Here is a 13,774-nt window from a genome sequence, read left to right on the forward strand (position 1 = left end):
GGCTCAGGCCGCCAGCAGGCGCGCCACGGCCGGCCAGTCGGCGGCGGCCCGTTCCAGCCAGGCCAGGCCCCGGGCGATCTCTGCGCCGGCCGCGCGGCGGGCCTCGGCCAGCACCTCGTCCCGGACCCGGGCGCCGTAGGCGTATTCGGGGGCCTTGGAATAGCGGTCGAAGTAGGCCGAGCCGGCGAGCGCGGCGAGCGTCTCGGGGCCGGCCTCCCGGTCCAGCGCCTGCAGGACCCTCGCGAGCCCGGCCGTGCGGTCGGCCAGGAAGCGGTCGAAGTTGAGCCAGACGGTGCGGTCCGGCGCGGCCCTGGCGGCGCGGACGAGGCCGGCCATCTCGCAGTTCCAGCTCATGGCGGCGATCTCGCCGTCCGAGAGCTCTTCCAGCCGCCAGGGCGAGGCGCCGATGTGGGCGTGCAGGCGGGCAAGGCGCGCGGGCGCTTGGGCGCGCATCTCGAGCACCGAATTGGGCCCGCCGAGGATGGTCGGGATGTAGACCTCCGGCGCGACGGTCAGCAGGATCGCGCGGCTGTCCGGCGACAGGGCGAGCAGCTCGGCGGCGATGTCGCTGACAATGCTCGTCGCCTTGATCACGGCGCGCTGGGGCGCGAGCCAGGTGCGCGAATAGAGGGCGGCGAACACCGGCAAGGCGGCGCGCCGGGCGTCGGTGTCCGGACTCTGGGCGAAGGTGCGCAGCGCCTGCGGCTCGCGCAGGGAGAAGACCTGCGGGTGCGTGCCGAGCACGCGCGAGATCAGCGTCGAGCCCACGTGGCCGATGTGGAATATCCAGTCGCAGGCGATGGGCGCGCCCTCGGCGGCCTTGGCCAGCGCGTCGAGGCTGGGCGTGGCGACCGGCTGGAGCTGGAGGCGGCCGTCGAGGAAGCTCGCCCGCTCGTAGTCCACCCGCGAGAGGCGGACGAACGCGGCGCGGTTGTTCGCGAGGTCGACCTCGATCGGGAAGAGCTCGGGCGAGGTCCGCAGCTGGTCGGCGGTCCATCCCGGGGGCGGATCGGTCGGCTGCGCCATCGCCGCCTCGCCGGGATCAGCGCAGGCGGTCGGGGGCGAGCACCATGCCGGCGCCCCGCTCGCGCAGCCGCGCGTCGGCCATGTTGTCGAGGATCGCCTGGCTGCGCGGATCGCCGAACACCCAGGCGGCGGCCGCCATGGTGCGGGCCGAGGCGGCGGAGACGCCGAACAGCTTCTCGAAGGCTTCGAACGGCGAGGCCTGCGGGGTCATGCGCTTGATGCGCGGTTCGCCGGAGAGGCCGGCCAGGCTCTGGGCCTTGGCGACCGCGTCGTAGAAGCCGCCGAGCTCGTCCACGAGGCCGAGGTCCTTGGCCTGGGCGCCGGTCCACACGTGGCCCTTGGCGATCTGGCGCACGCGGTCGGGCGTCAGCTTGCGGCCCTTGGCGACGCGCGCGACGAAGTTGTCGTAGATGCGGTCCATCCAGGTGGAGATCGCCTGGCGCTGCTGGGGGGTGAACTCCTGGCCCATGCCGAAGGCGCCGGTGAACGGCCCGCCGACGCCGAGCTGGCGCACGTCGACGCCGAAGCGGCCGAGGGCGTCGCCGACCGCGAACTTGCCGCCGAACACGCCGATCGAGCCGGTGAGGGTGGAGGGCTGGGCGACGATGGCCGAGGCCTCGGAGGCCACCCAGTAGCCGCCGGAGGCGCCGTAGGTGCCCATGGAGACCACCACCGGCTTGCCGGCCGCCTTGGCCGCGCGCACGCCGTCGAGGATCTGCTCGGAGGCGGTGTCGGAGCCGCCCGGCGAGTTGAGGCGGAAGACGATCGCCTTCACGTCCTTGGCCTTGGCCGCCTGGTAGAAGGCGTCGGCCACGTCGTCGGAATAGATGGTCGAGCCGCGGCTCAGGGGATTGGTGGTCCCGTCGCGGCCGGTGACGATCGGGCCCTCGGCCTCGATCACCGCGATCGAGCCGCCGGCGCCGCGGCTGTGGCCGTGACGGCCGCGCGCGAAGTCGTCGAAGTCCACCATCTCCGCGCCCGAGCCGGCGCGCTTCAGGAGGTTCTGCTCGGCCTCGCGCTCCTGGCCGAGGTGATCGATGAGGCCCAGGCGCTGGGCGTCCTCGGCGAGATAGGGGCCCGCCTCGATGGAGCGGCGCAGCGCCGCCGGGTCGAGCTTGCGGTCGGCGGCGGCGGCCGAGAGGCTGGTGGCGTAGACCGAGCCGAGCCAGGAGAGCTCCGCCTCGCGGTGGGCGGGGGTGTAGTCGGAATAGAGGTAGCCGTTGACCGCGTTCTTGTACTCGTAGCGCTGCTCGTAGTCGGCGTGGACCGCGTACTTGTCGAACAGGCGCTTGAAGAACAGGTCCTCGTTGGAAAGGCCGGTGACCTGGAACGAGGCGCCGGGCTGCATCCAGAAATCGCCCGAGGCGGCGCCCACCTCGTAGGTCGAGATCACGGCTCCGGCCGGATAGAGGCCCTGGCTGAAGGCGATCACCGGCTTGCCGGAGGCGCGGAAGTGTCGAATCGCCTGGCGCAGCTCGTCGGCCATGCCGGGCTCGAGCCCGTCCTCCGGCAGGCGCACCAGGAGGCCCTTCACATGGTCCTCGGTCTCGGCGCGGCGCAGGCCCTCGACGATGGACATCACCGACTGCGAGCGGCGGCCGATGCCGGCGAAGGGGCTCTGGGGCGACTGGTCGGTGAGCGGATCGCGCAGGTCGAGCTCGATCACCGCCCGGGCCGGCAGAGGGCCGGGACCGGCGGCGTTGGCGGCCATGGCGATCAGCACGAAGGGGACACCGATCACGAAGATCATGAGGCCCGCGAAGACGCCCGCGGCCGTGATCAGGAACTGCTTCATCCGTTGAATCCGGCGTCCGTCCGCGCCCGGAGGAATCGTGCGCTCACGCAATCGCCTCTCGCACACTCTGAGTTGCGCGGGAAGGTGGGTCGTCGCCCCCGGCGGGGAACGGGCTTTTGGATCGTCGCGGGGAAGATGGTCGGAGTGGCAGGATTTGAACCTGCGACCCCCGCGTCCCGAACACGGTGCTCTACCAGACTGAGCTACACTCCGACTTGGGAGGGCGCCTTATAGGGGACGGTTTTCATCGCTGCAAGCGCGCCAAAAGCGCCCGTTGCATCGGCGTATTGCCTGCGCTACATCGGCGCCTCCGCGGAGGCCGGTTCGCCGCCTTCGTCGCCGTTCCTGCTGGGGAATGGTGTAATGGTAACACAGCGGTTTTTGGTACCGTTATTCTAGGTTCGAGTCCTAGTTCCCCAGCCACGGCCCTCCCGGGCGTCAAAGGACGCCGGGACCTTCCCTCAGAACTGATCGCCGGGAGCCTGGGCTCTGCGCCGGCTCGGCGCGCCGCTGCTCAGGGGAACGATTCGCCTCTTCCGCGCCGCACCGCGTTCTTCCAGGCCCACACGAACGGCTCGGTCATCGCACAATTGCCGAGGCCGGCGACTGGTTCGCCGCTCGGGGTCCACCGGCTGAGCGCGCCCTGGAGCCGGTAGAGGACCAGATCGTAGTTCGCCTGAGGGGTGCGCACCGGGATCACGATCTCCAATGCTGTCCCCCTGATCGGTTGCGCGAACTGGGCAGAACCCGTCGGTGTGGGAAACCCGACGCCGGCGGCGAAATCGATGACCAGAGCCTCGATCGGCCTGCCGGACGTGTCGTAGCACGGCAGCTCGAATCGTTGGGGCGCTTGCGCGGTTACCTGCGCTTGCGCCAAAGCGGGTCCGGTGGGGGCCAGGGCGAGCAGCACGGCGGCCGAGGCGGCGAGGCTGCGGAACGATGTCTTCATGCGATGTCCCCCCCTTTGGCAGGTAGCTGGGATTCGGCCGCGCCAGTCCAGCTTTCTGACATTCGCCCGGACCACTCGCGGCGGGCGCGTGATCCGCCGCGGCGGCTGCGTCGTAGGAGGGGCGAAGGAGATCCGCATGCCCCTCGCCATCGCCTACGGACTGACCCTGGTCATCTTCGCCGTCATCGACACCCTCTGGCTGGGGGCCATGGGCGAGCGCCTCTACCGGCCGCTGATCGGCGGAGTGCTGGCCGAGCGGTTCCGGGCCGCGCCGGCGATCGTCTTCTACGTGGTCTACGCCGCGGGCCTGGCGCTGTTCGCCGTGCGTCCCGGCCTGGGCGAGGGCTGGCGGACGGCCCTGGTGTGGGGCGGCCTCTTCGGCTTCTTCGCCTACGCCACCTACGACCTGACCAACTACGCCACCCTGCGGACCTGGAGCCTGACCCTGACCATCGTCGACATGGCCTGGGGCGTCGTGGTGAGCGCGGCGAGCGCGAGCCTCGCCACCCTGGCCGCCTCGAAGGTGATCCGGCTAGTCGGCTGAGCCCCGCCGCGGGGGCCGGGGGATGAAGACGCTGGTGCGCGCCGCATAGCGCGCGAACGCCGCGGGCCGGGTGCGGCGCATGTGGTCCTCGAGCGGCGGCACGCCCGACACCCGGGTCAGCAGCCAGAGCATGTAGGCCGGACCGCTGAGGGCCAGCCAGCCCCAGGGCCAGCCGCCCGACAGTTCGATGGCGAACAGCGGCCAGGCGCACCAGCCCAGCCACTCGAAGAAATAGTTGGGATGCCGCGACCAGGCCCAGAGGCCGCGCTGGCAGATCGGCCCGTGGCCGGGATCGGCTTTGAACGCGGCGAGCTGCCGGTCGGCGACCGCCTCGCCGGCCAGGGATCCGGCCAGCAGGAGGGCGGCCAGCGCGTCCTGAAGATCGAGCCCCGGCGCTGGACGGCGGGCGGCCAGCAGGATGCTGAGGGCGAGGACGGCGCCGGCCGCGGCCTGGAGCATCAGGAACCCGAACATGCGCGCGTCCGCCTGGTCGCCCCAGGTTGCCCGCAGGTGCTCGTAGCGGGCGTCGGCGCCGCCGCGGGCGGCGCGGACGGCGAGGTGCGCGCCCAGGCGAAGGCTCCAGAGGCCGATGAGGGCGCCGACGAGGACCTGGCGGGCGGTGGGCGCCGCGTGGGGTGGCAGGAGCGCGACGCCGACGCCGGCTGCGCCGAGGCCGAAGGTCCACAGGGCGTCGGCCCAGCCGCCCTGGCCGGTGCGGCGCTGGATCGCCCAGGCGAGCGCCATCACCGCGGCCATCCAGAACGCGGCGCCGAGCCAGGCCGGCAGCAGGGCGGTCAAAGGCGGATGAACGGCTGCATCAGGCGTCCGAGGACGCCGGGCAGGAGGAGCTGGCCGTCGAGCGCGGCGACGCACAGGCAGGGCTCGTGGGAGACGACGCGCGGCTGGTGCAGCACCTCGCCGTCGGCCTCCTCGAGATCGCCGACGTCGAAGCGGGCGGTCTCGGTGGCGTAGGCGCCGGAGAGGACACAGGTCAGCTCGACGCCGCCGTGGGTGTGCAGCGGGGTCGAGCGGCCCGGATCGATCTTCAGCAGGATCACCCGGCAGGCGCCGTCGCGCGGCGCGCCGACGTCGCGCACCCGCACCCCTGGCCCCATCCAGCGCCAGCGGCCGAGCGGGTAACGGCGCAGAGGCCCGGGCAGCTCGGGCATGTCGTTGAGCGGCGGCGGGGCGGCGGCCTCGCCGCTGTCGGCCTCGACCCGGGCCAGGGCGACGTCGAGCGCGTCGGCGGCCATGGCGGTGGGCGCCAGGCTCTCCAGCACCTCGCCGCCGACGCTCATCAGGCCGCGGACGAGGCCGTCGGCCTGCGGGCGAAGGGCCAGGTGTGTGGCGACCACCACCGCCTCCGGCGGGCTGAGGGTTCCGGTGGCGTAGGCCAAGAGGCGCTCGGCCGACGGGCCGTGGCCGGCGAGGGTGGGGGCGAGGCTCGTCTGGACAGGGGTCATGAGGCGCCTCCGTCATGATCGGCTTCTGGGGTCGCGTCAGGGCTCGCTTCAGGCGCGGCTTCCAGCATCTGGCGAAGGCGCAGGAGGCCGGTGCGGATCCGGGACTTCACGGTCCCGAGCGGCAGGCCCAGCCGTCGGGCGACCTCGCTGTGCGGGTGCTCGAGCATGAAGGCGAGGCGCAGGACCTCGGCCTGATCCGGCTGCAGGCGACCGAGCGCGCCGCGCAGGCGGGCGGCGGCCTGGGCGCTGGCCAGCAGGGCGTCCGGCTGCTCGCTCTCGGGCGCGCAGGGGTCGAGCTCGGGCAAGGGCGGGGTGCGCGCCTCGCGCCGCAGCAGGTCGAGGCGGCGGTTGCGGGCGATGGCGAAGATCCAGGCCGCCGCCCCCGCCCGGCTGGCGTCGAACAGGTCGGCCTTGCGCCAGACCGTGAGCATGGCGTCCTGGGCGAAGTCCTCGGCCGCCTGGGCCGAGGCGCCGGACTTCATCAGCCAGGTCTTCAGGCGGGGCGCGAAGTGGGCGAAGAGCTGCGCGAAGGCCTGCCGGTCGCGGTGCTGGGCGACGGCTTCGATGAGGCGATCGTACAGCGCGTCCTGGCTCATGGACGAGGCGCGCGAGTCCGAACGCGGTTTCGGGCGCGAGTCGGCAGACGGCGCGGGCGGCGTTTGCACATTCATCCACCCTACTACGGCGCGGCGGCAAATTCGGATCGATCTCATCCGCCGCGCCGCTGGCCACGTATTGGGGGAGCTCGCCATGCCGGCGGGCCCGCCCCGAGGTTCCCATGAATCCCTTCGCAGACCCGTCCGCGTCCGCCCGCCCGCTCGAGGTCGCGGTGGTGGGCTCGGGGATCAGCGCGCTGGCCTGCGCCTGGCTGCTGTCGAAGCGCCACGTCGTGACGCTCTACGAGAGTGAGCCGCGCCTGGGCGGGCACGCCAATACGGTGAGCGTGCGCGGCGAAGCCGGCGAGGTGGCGGTCGACACCGGCTTCATCGTCTTCAACGACGTGACCTACCCGAACCTTGTCGCCCTGTTCGACCACCTGGGCGTGGAGAGCCGGGCCACCGACATGTCGTTCGCCGTGTCGCGCGACGAGGGCCGCTTCGAGTACGCCGCGCCGGGCCTGTTCGCCCAGAAACGCAACCTCCTGCGTCCGCGGTTCTGGCGGATGCTGGCCGAGATCCTGCGCTTCTATCGCCAGGCGCCGGGCGACCTGCAGGCGCTGGGCGACCCGGAGATGACGCTGGCCGACTATCTGGCGCGCGGGAAGTTCGGGGCGGCCCTCAGCGAGGACCACCTGCTGCCGCTGGCGGCGGCGATCTGGTCGTCGCCGGCCCAGACCCTGGCGGATTTCCCGGCGCAGGCCTTCATCCGCTTCTGCCACAACCACGGGCTCCTGCGCCTGAGCGGGCGGCCGGTCTGGCGCACGGTCCAGGGCGGCAGCCGCGCCTATGTGGAGGCGCTGGCCCGCGCCCTGACGGCCGAGGTGCGGCTGGATTGTCCGGTCACGGCGGTGGGCCGCGGGCCGGGCGGGGTCATCGTGCACGACGGGCAGGGCGGCGAGCGCCGCTTCGACCAGGTGGTGATCGGGACCCACGCCGACCAGGCGCTCGCCATGCTGGCCCAGCCGAGCGCCGCGGAGCGGGAGGTGCTGGGCGCCTTCCGCTACAGCCGGAACCTGGCGGTGCTGCACACCGACGCCGGGCTGATGCCGCGGCGGCGGCGCGCCTGGGCGAGCTGGAACTACATGGGCGTCGAGGACGGCCTGTGCGTGACCTACTGGATGAACCGGCTGCAGGGCCTGGCGGGCCGCGATCTCTTCGTCACCCTCAATCCGCCGAGGCCGCCGGCGGCCGGGACGCTGCTGCGGAGCGAGGTCTACGAGCATCCGATCTATGACCCGGCGGCGCTGAAGGCCCAGCAACGGCTGTGGAGCCTGCAGGGGCAGGGCGGGGTGTGGTTCTGCGGCGCCCATTTCGGCGCCGGGTTCCACGAGGACGGCCTGCAGGCGGGCCTGGCGGTCGCCGAGCAGCTCGGCGGCGTGCGTCGTCCCTGGCGGGTCGCCGACGAGAACGGACGCATCGGCCTGGCCGAGCCCCTGCGGGCGGCGCAGGACCTGGTGTCGTGAGCGGCTCGGCGCTCTATCTCGGCGAGGTCGGCCACCGCCGGCTGCGGCCGCGCGAGCACCGGCTGCGCTATCGCGTCTTCTGGCTGCTGCTGGACCTCGACGAGGTGGACGGCCTTGCCGCCCGCCGGCGGCTGTTCTCCCACAACCGCTTCAACCTGATCTCGCTGCACGACCGCGACCATGGCGACGGCAGCGGCGCGCCGCTGCGCGCCCAGGCCGAGGCGCATCTGGCGACGTCCGGCATCCAGATCGGCGGCGGCCCGATCCGGCTCCTGACCATGCCGCGCGTGCTGGGCTATGTGTTCAACCCGATCAGCCTCTACTTCTGCCACCGGCCCGACGGGGCCCTGGCGGCGATGATCTACGAGGTCACCAGCACCTTCCGCGAGCGGCGGGCCTATGTGATCCCGGTGGCGCCGCAGGACCAGGCGGCGGGCCAGGTGCGCCAGCGGGCGGCCAAGACGCTCTACGTGTCGCCGTTCATGGGCATGGACATGGAGTACCTGTTCCGCGGCCAGGCCCCGGGCGAGCGCATGGCGCTCAGCATCGACGGGCTCGACGGCGAGGGCGTGCTGATCCACGCCCACATGCGCGGCGAGCGCCGGCCACTCAGCGACGCCGCCCTGGCCAGGGCGGCGCTGTCGATGCCACTGCTCACCCTGAAGGTCGTCGCCGCCATCCACTGGGAGGCGCTGAGGCTCTGGCTCAAGGGCGTGCGCCTGACGCGCCGGCCGCGGCCGCACGGCGAGGAGCCGTTGACTCGCGCTGGGTGAGGTCTGCGTTTGGGGCGCGGATTCAATGTGCGGGGACAGCATGACCAGGACGCTTGAGGGCCAGGTGGCGGTGGTGACGGGCGCATCGAGCGGCCTTGGGCGGCGCTTCGCGCACATCCTCTCCGACGCGGGCGCGGCGGTGGCGCTGATGGCCCGGCGCACCGACCGGCTGGAGGCGGAGGTCGCGGCGATCCGCGCTAAGGGCGGCAAGGCTCAGGCCTTCGCCCTGGACGTGGCCGACGTGGACGCCATCGGCCCGGCCCTGGACGCGGCGCAGGCGGCGCTCGGTCCCATCTCGATCCTGGTGAGCAACGCCGGCGTCGGCGGCGACGGCATGGCGCTGGACCTGCCGGTCGAGGTCTGGGACCAGACCTTCAACGTCAATGTGCGGGCGGTCTATTTCGGGGCGCGCGAGGCGGCGCGGCGGATGATCGATTCCGGCGTGGCGGCCGAGGGCCGGGCGCGGATCATCAACATCGCCTCGATCGCGGCGTTCGAAGTCCTGCCGGGGCTCTCGACCTACTGCGCCTCCAAGGCGGCGGTGGCGGCCCTGACCAAGAGCCTGGCGCGCGAGTGGGCGAGGCGCCAGATCGCCGTCAACGCCATCTGCCCGGGGTACATCGAGACCGAGATCAACGCCGACTGGTTCGGCACCGAGGGCGGGGCCAAGCAGATCGCCGGCTTCCCGCGGCGGCGGCTGATGGAAGAGGACGCCCTCGACGAGGCCCTGATGATGCTGGCGGGCCCCTCGGCGCGGTTCATCACCGGCAGCCTGATCACGATCGACGACGGCCAGACTCTCTGAGCGGGGCGCTGCGACCGGGCGGCATTGACGCGGATCAACGGCGAGCGGCCCCGGCGGCCGCATTCTGCGGCCCGTTGGAGATTCAGGAGCGGGCGATGAGCGGAACGGCGGACGAGGGTGCGATCTTCTCGCGCCAGGGCGGTGAGATCCAGGCGGTGATGGCGCGCAGCCTCGATCACCCGCCGGCCACGGTCTGGGCCCTGCTCACCGAGACGGCGCGGCTGCCGCAATGGCTGGCGCCGGGCGAGATCGAGCCGCAGGTCGGCGGCGCAGCGCGGCTGGACTTCGTGGACTCCGGCACGGTCATCGACAGCCGGGTGACCGCCTACGAACCGGGCCGGGTGCTGGAGTATTCCTGGAGCGGTCCGGGCGAGCCGCAACGGCCCATCCGCTGGAGCCTCGAGCCGGTGGAGGGCGGCACCGAGCTGACCCTGACCCTGCGCGTGCCGGAGACCGAGGACCCGGGCCGGGCCTGCGCCGGCTGGGAGGCGCATCTGGAGATGCTGGCCGCCGCCCTGGAGGGCGTGCCGATCAAGTTCCCGTTCGAGACGTTCAAGGCCGCCCGCGACGCCTATCGCGCGCAGCTCGAGAACGGCATCGCCTGAGCGGGACGCCGGCTCAGTAGGCCTTCGGCACGCTCGACAGGCGTTGGATCTGGCTGAGCGTCTCGCGGCTCTCGGACTTCTCGTCCTCGGCCTGGGAGCGGCTGCGGCAGACCTTCTTGGTCAAGCGCGAGCCGAGCACCGGCTCGTTCTTGCAGACGAAGTCGTTGCTCTTCTTGTCGACGAGCATGCCCGTGCCGGTGGAAGCGGGCGCCGAGACGGGCTGGACGGTGGGGGCCGGCGCCGTGGCGGGCGCGTCGGCGAACATCACGGTGGCGGCGAGAGCGATGGCGATCATCTCTGATACCCCGGTTAGCTGTGTGGCTTATTGAATACCCGCAATTCGCCAAAAGAGAACCTGCGGTATTATCCTCCGCCGCATGCGCCCATGACGTGCGCCCATGACGTGGGCCCGTGACGCTCGTCGAGGTGTGCTGACTGGACGGGGCTCCAGGCGGCCCTGCCGACGTCGCTCCGCCGGCAGGGCGCCGGATCAGTTGCCGCGCGGAATCTGCGACAGACCCTGGATGCGCTGCAGCGCCTGACGGCTCTCGGACTTGTCGTCCTCGGCCTGGCTGCGGCTGCGGCAGACCTTCTGCTTGAAGTGCGTGCCGAGCACTTCTTCGCTGTGGCAGATGTAGTCGTTGCTCTTCTTGTCGACGGTCATGCCGGCGGCCTTGGCGGGCGCGGCCGGAGGCGCGGCCGGAGCCGCCGCAGCAGGAGCCTCGGCGGCGGTCGGCGTGACGTCGGCGAACAGCACCGCGGCGGCGAGAACGATACCAAACATTTTGACTGTTACCCCCAATGAGTACGTGGAGGCTGGATACCCCAGCTACGAAAACCGAGAAACCCCCGGTATAGCCGCGCTGGCGATGCGCCCCAGGCGGGCGTGGCGCGTTGCGCAGATCAGAGGCGGATGCCGGGGCCCGTGGGCGCCGAGGCGTCACCGCCGTTGAGCGCCTTCTGCATCCAGACGATGTCGACCCAGCGGCCGTGCTTGAAGCCCAGGCTCCTGCCGACCCCGGAGTGGGTGAAGCCAAGCGCGGTGTGCAGGCCAATCGAGCCGGCGTTGCCGCTGTCGCCGATCACCGCCACCACCTGTCGCACGCCCAGGCTTTCGCAGGCTTCGAGCACCTTGGAGAGCACCAGGCGGCCGACTCCCCGGCCCATGGCGTCGGGGGCGATGTAGACGCTGTCCTCCACGGTGTAGCGGTAGGCGGCGCGCGGGCGGAAGGCGCTGGCGTAGGCGAAGCCCAGCACCCGGCCCTCGTCCTCCGCGACCAGGTAGGGCAGGCCCCGCTCGAGCACGGCGGAGATGCGCCGGCCCATCTCGTCGGCAGAGGGCGGCTCCTCCTCGAAGGTGCCGAAGCCGTGCAGCACGTGGTGGCCGTAGATGCCCGCCAAGGCCTCCGCGTCGGCCAGTGTCGCCCCCCGAACGATCATGCGCGCCAGCCTCCGTCCAAAGCCCAGACCGCGAAAGCGTAGTCGAGGGCGATCTCCTTGAGGAAGTCGAACCGCCCGGACGCCCCCCCGTGGCCGGCCTCCATGTTGATCTTGAGCAGGATCGGGGCTTCGCCCGTCGTGAAATCGCGCAGTTTGGCCACCCACTTGGCCGGCTCCCAGTAGGTGACGCGCGGATCGGAGAGGCCGCCGGTGGCCAGCACCGGCGGATAGGCCTGGGCGCTGACGCAGTCGTAGGGGCTGTAGCCGGCGATGCGGTCGTAGGCGGCGGCGTCCTCCAGCGGATTGCCCCACTCCGGCCATTCCGGCGGGGTGAGCGGCAGGGAGGTGTCGCTCATGGTGTTGAGCACGTCGACGAAGGGCACGGCGGCGATGATCGCGCCCCAGAGGTCGGGCCTGAGGTTGGCGACCGCGCCCATCAGCATGCCGCCCGCCGAGCCGCCGTAGGCCGCGATCCTGCCCTTGCTGGCGTAGCCCTCGGCGATCAGGTGTTCGGCGCAGGCGATGAAGTCCGTGAAGGTGTTGGGCTTCTTGTCCTTGCGGCCGTCGAGGAACCAGCCCCAGCCCTTGTCCGAGCCGCCGCGTATGTGGGCGACGGCCCAGATCCAGCCGCGGTCCACGAGGGATAGGTTGCGGATCGAGAAGCTGGGCTCCATGGCGTGGCCGTAGGAGCCGTAGCCGTACAGCATGACCGGTGCGGAGCCGTCGCGCGGGGCGTCCTTCAGCATCAAGAGGGTGATCGGCACGGTCTCGCCGTCGGCGGCGCGGGCCGCGATCCTGCGCGCCACGTAGCGTGCGGGATCATGGCCGGAGGGGATCTCCTGGGTCTTGCGCAGGGTCCGCGCGCGGCTGGCCATGTCGTAGTCGAACCACTGCCGGGGCGTGGTAGGCGACTGGTAGACGAAGCGCGTCGTCGTGGTGACGTACTCGTAGCCGTGCTCGAGGGAGAGGGCGTAGGCCTCCTCGTCGAAGGCGATGACGTGCTCCTCGCCGCCGCGGGTGGTGACCACCAGCCGGTCGAGGGCGTCGACGCGCTCGGCCCGGACCAGATGCTGGGCGTAGGGGGCGAAGCCGGTGATGTAGCGGCCGGGCTGGTGGGCGATCCAGTCGCGCCAGGTCGTCTTCGACGGGACCGCGACGTCTGAGACGCAGAGCTTGAAGTCGACCGCGCCGTCGTCGTTGGTGCGGATCACCCAGCGGTCGCCCCAATGGTCGAGCTCGTACTTCACCCCGACCCGGCGCGGCTCGGCCACCACCGGCACGGCGGTGGGATGGCCGCCGGGGATCAGCCACAGCTCGGTGGTCTCCTGGTTGCCCACGTGGATCAGGATGTGGCTGTCGTCGGAGGCGACCGCGACGCCGAGGAACATGCCGTCGTCGTGCTCCTCGTAGACCAGTTCGTCCTCGCCGCCGCGGGACGGGCGGCGGAAGACCTTGGCCGGGCGGGCGTTCTCGTCCCGCCAGATCCAGAAGATCCACTGGCTGTTGGGCGAGAAGACGAAGTCGCCGTAGGCGCTCTCGATCGGGCTGCCGATCTCCGCCCCGGTCGCGAGGTCCATGACCCGGATCGTGTAGTACTCCGAGCCCTGCTCGTCCGCCGCGAAGGCGTAGAGCGCGTGGTCGGGGCTGTGGCTGGCGGCGCCGACGTGGAAATAGGCCTTGCCCCTGGCCAGGGCCTCCTCGTCGAGCAGCACCTCCTCGCCGTCGTCGCGACCGCGCGGACGACGCGCATGGATCGGCTGCTGTGCGCCCTTCTCGTAGCGGGAATAGTATTCCCACGGGCCGTCCGGGACCGGGACGGAGGCGTCGTCCTCCCTGATACGGGCCTTCATCTCCTCGAACATCCTCGCCTGCAGCGCCTCGGTCGAGGCGAGCATGGCGGCGGTGTAGGCGTTCTCCGCTTCGAGGTGCGCGCGGACGTCGGGGCGCAGGGCCTTGGGGTCGCGCAGCACCTGCTGCCAGTTGTCGTCCTTCATCCAGGCGTAGTCGTCGGTCCGGCTGCGGCCGAGCTGTTCGACGCGGTGAGGAATCTTGGCGGCGCGGGGCGGTTGGGGACGGCTCATCCCGGCTAAATGCGCCGCCGGCCAGGCCCGCTCAAGCTCCCCAAGAGGTTTGTACGCGTCATTCGGGCGCACGACATGCTGTCACCTTGGCGCGCACCGGGGACTCTGGCCAAATCCTCCCACATCGAGACCGCGCCCGGATCAAGACGCAGAAGAGTCGGACGGGCGCAC

General features: G+C 71.7%; 15 protein-coding genes and 2 tRNA genes. 6 read left to right on the forward strand and 11 right to left on the reverse strand.

The window, feature by feature from the left end; translation table 11 throughout:
- Positions 1-3 precede the first annotated feature (3 nt).
- From DJ017_RS07905 to DJ017_RS07915, 3 genes are all read right to left on the reverse strand, one after another.
- Complete coding sequence (locus DJ017_RS07905) at positions 4-1,026, reverse strand: hypothetical protein (protein ID WP_111528204.1); 1,023 nt, start codon at positions 1,024-1,026, stop codon at positions 4-6.
- 16 nt (positions 1,027-1,042) lie between these two features.
- On the reverse strand, positions 1,043-2,821 hold the full coding sequence (sppA, locus tag DJ017_RS07910; protein ID WP_111528205.1) for a signal peptide peptidase SppA: 1,779 nt from the start codon (positions 2,819-2,821) through the stop codon (positions 1,043-1,045).
- Between the two features lie 136 nt (positions 2,822-2,957).
- Positions 2,958-3,034, reverse strand: a tRNA-Pro gene (locus DJ017_RS07915).
- A gap of 136 nt (positions 3,035-3,170) precedes the next feature.
- On the opposite strand from DJ017_RS07915, the gene DJ017_RS07920 reads away from it, so the two are divergent.
- A tRNA-Gln gene (locus DJ017_RS07920) sits at positions 3,171-3,244 on the forward strand.
- Between the two features lie 91 nt (positions 3,245-3,335).
- Here the strand turns inward: DJ017_RS07920 and DJ017_RS07925 are convergent.
- Positions 3,336-3,770: a hypothetical protein gene (locus DJ017_RS07925; protein ID WP_111528206.1), complete on the reverse strand. Its 435-nt coding sequence runs from the start codon at positions 3,768-3,770 to the stop codon at positions 3,336-3,338.
- 136 nt (positions 3,771-3,906) lie between these two features.
- Between DJ017_RS07925 and DJ017_RS07930 the strand changes: the two genes are divergently transcribed.
- Positions 3,907-4,314 (forward strand): DUF2177 family protein, encoded by a 408-nt coding sequence (locus tag DJ017_RS07930; protein ID WP_111528207.1) that lies wholly within the window; start codon positions 3,907-3,909, stop codon positions 4,312-4,314.
- On the opposite strand, the gene DJ017_RS07935 is transcribed toward DJ017_RS07930, so the two are convergent.
- From DJ017_RS07935 to DJ017_RS07945, 3 genes are read right to left on the reverse strand one after another with little or no spacing between them, the layout of a single operon-like run.
- Positions 4,303-5,112: a DUF1295 domain-containing protein gene (locus tag DJ017_RS07935; protein WP_227000065.1), complete on the reverse strand. Its 810-nt coding sequence runs from the start codon at positions 5,110-5,112 to the stop codon at positions 4,303-4,305. The two genes, DJ017_RS07930 and DJ017_RS07935, sit on opposite strands and share 12 nt — an antisense overlap.
- A complete protein-coding gene (gene chrR / locus DJ017_RS07940; RefSeq protein WP_111528208.1) occupies positions 5,109-5,777 on the reverse strand; it encodes a cadmium/peroxide/UV radiation responsive anti-sigma factor ChrR in 669 nt (222 codons plus the stop codon). The genes DJ017_RS07935 and chrR overlap by 4 nt, the downstream gene beginning before the upstream one ends.
- Entirely contained in the window at positions 5,774-6,373 is a 600-nt protein-coding gene (locus tag DJ017_RS07945) for a sigma-70 family RNA polymerase sigma factor (RefSeq protein ID WP_111528209.1), read from the reverse strand. Before DJ017_RS07945 ends, chrR begins: the two co-directional genes overlap by 4 nt.
- Before the next feature lie 182 nt (positions 6,374-6,555).
- Here DJ017_RS07945 and DJ017_RS07950 point away from each other — a divergent pair, with 182 nt between their 5' ends.
- From DJ017_RS07950 to DJ017_RS07965, 4 genes are all read left to right on the forward strand, one after another.
- Complete coding sequence (locus tag DJ017_RS07950; protein WP_111528210.1) at positions 6,556-7,899, forward strand: NAD(P)/FAD-dependent oxidoreductase; 1,344 nt, start codon at positions 6,556-6,558, stop codon at positions 7,897-7,899.
- On the forward strand, positions 7,896-8,672 hold the full coding sequence (locus DJ017_RS07955; RefSeq protein ID WP_111528211.1) for a DUF1365 domain-containing protein: 777 nt from the start codon (positions 7,896-7,898) through the stop codon (positions 8,670-8,672). Before DJ017_RS07950 ends, DJ017_RS07955 begins: the two co-directional genes overlap by 4 nt.
- A 40-nt stretch (positions 8,673-8,712) precedes the next feature.
- Positions 8,713-9,477 carry an SDR family NAD(P)-dependent oxidoreductase gene (locus DJ017_RS07960; protein WP_111528212.1) on the forward strand — a complete coding sequence of 255 codons (765 nt, stop codon included), beginning with the start codon at positions 8,713-8,715 and terminating at the stop codon, positions 9,475-9,477.
- A gap of 95 nt (positions 9,478-9,572) precedes the next feature.
- Entirely contained in the window at positions 9,573-10,082 is a 510-nt protein-coding gene (locus DJ017_RS07965; RefSeq protein WP_193539992.1) for an SRPBCC family protein, read from the forward strand.
- A gap of 13 nt (positions 10,083-10,095) precedes the next feature.
- Here DJ017_RS07965 and DJ017_RS07970 read toward each other — a convergent pair whose 3' ends face one another.
- The 4 genes from DJ017_RS07970 to DJ017_RS07985 form a co-directional block, all read right to left on the reverse strand.
- Positions 10,096-10,377, reverse strand: coding sequence for a hypothetical protein (locus tag DJ017_RS07970; RefSeq protein ID WP_111528213.1), 282 nt, complete (start codon positions 10,375-10,377; stop codon positions 10,096-10,098).
- 195 nt (positions 10,378-10,572) lie between these two features.
- The gene (locus DJ017_RS20615; protein ID WP_193539993.1) at positions 10,573-10,866 is read right to left on the reverse strand and encodes a hypothetical protein; all 294 of its coding nucleotides are present in this window, start codon (positions 10,864-10,866) and stop codon (positions 10,573-10,575) included.
- 119 nt (positions 10,867-10,985) lie between these two features.
- Positions 10,986-11,522: a GNAT family N-acetyltransferase gene (locus tag DJ017_RS07980; RefSeq protein ID WP_111528214.1), complete on the reverse strand. Its 537-nt coding sequence runs from the start codon at positions 11,520-11,522 to the stop codon at positions 10,986-10,988.
- Positions 11,519-13,603, reverse strand: coding sequence for a S9 family peptidase (locus DJ017_RS07985; RefSeq protein WP_111528215.1), 2,085 nt, complete (start codon positions 13,601-13,603; stop codon positions 11,519-11,521). Before DJ017_RS07985 ends, DJ017_RS07980 begins: the two co-directional genes overlap by 4 nt.
- Positions 13,604-13,774: the final 171 nt, after the last annotated feature.

The organism is Phenylobacterium soli, assembly GCF_003254475.1.
Taxonomy (GTDB): Bacteria; Pseudomonadota; Alphaproteobacteria; order Caulobacterales; family Caulobacteraceae; genus Phenylobacterium; species Phenylobacterium soli.

What these genes read in the sequence shown, in the direction of transcription:
- DJ017_RS07905 (WP_111528204.1), bottom strand. Translation starts at nt 1,026, where the DNA reads ATGGCGCAGCCGACCGATCCGCCCCCGGGATGGACCGCCGACCAGCTG.
- sppA (WP_111528205.1), bottom strand. Translation starts at nt 2,821, where the DNA reads ATGAAGCAGTTCCTGATCACGGCCGCGGGCGTCTTCGCGGGCCTCATG.
- DJ017_RS07925 (WP_111528206.1), bottom strand. Translation starts at nt 3,770, where the DNA reads ATGAAGACATCGTTCCGCAGCCTCGCCGCCTCGGCCGCCGTGCTGCTC.
- DJ017_RS07930 (WP_111528207.1), top strand. Translation starts at nt 3,907, where the DNA reads ATGCCCCTCGCCATCGCCTACGGACTGACCCTGGTCATCTTCGCCGTC.
- chrR (WP_111528208.1), bottom strand. Translation starts at nt 5,777, where the DNA reads ATGACCCCTGTCCAGACGAGCCTCGCCCCCACCCTCGCCGGCCACGGC.
- DJ017_RS07945 (WP_111528209.1), bottom strand. Translation starts at nt 6,373, where the DNA reads ATGAGCCAGGACGCGCTGTACGATCGCCTCATCGAAGCCGTCGCCCAG.
- DJ017_RS07950 (WP_111528210.1), top strand. Translation starts at nt 6,556, where the DNA reads ATGAATCCCTTCGCAGACCCGTCCGCGTCCGCCCGCCCGCTCGAGGTC.
- DJ017_RS07960 (WP_111528212.1), top strand. Translation starts at nt 8,713, where the DNA reads ATGACCAGGACGCTTGAGGGCCAGGTGGCGGTGGTGACGGGCGCATCG.
- DJ017_RS07965 (WP_193539992.1), top strand. Translation starts at nt 9,573, where the DNA reads ATGAGCGGAACGGCGGACGAGGGTGCGATCTTCTCGCGCCAGGGCGGT.
- DJ017_RS07970 (WP_111528213.1), bottom strand. Translation starts at nt 10,377, where the DNA reads ATGATCGCCATCGCTCTCGCCGCCACCGTGATGTTCGCCGACGCGCCC.
- DJ017_RS20615 (WP_193539993.1), bottom strand. Translation starts at nt 10,866, where the DNA reads ATGTTTGGTATCGTTCTCGCCGCCGCGGTGCTGTTCGCCGACGTCACG.
- DJ017_RS07980 (WP_111528214.1), bottom strand. Translation starts at nt 11,522, where the DNA reads ATGATCGTTCGGGGGGCGACACTGGCCGACGCGGAGGCCTTGGCGGGC.
- DJ017_RS07985 (WP_111528215.1), bottom strand. Translation starts at nt 13,603, where the DNA reads ATGAGCCGTCCCCAACCGCCCCGCGCCGCCAAGATTCCTCACCGCGTC.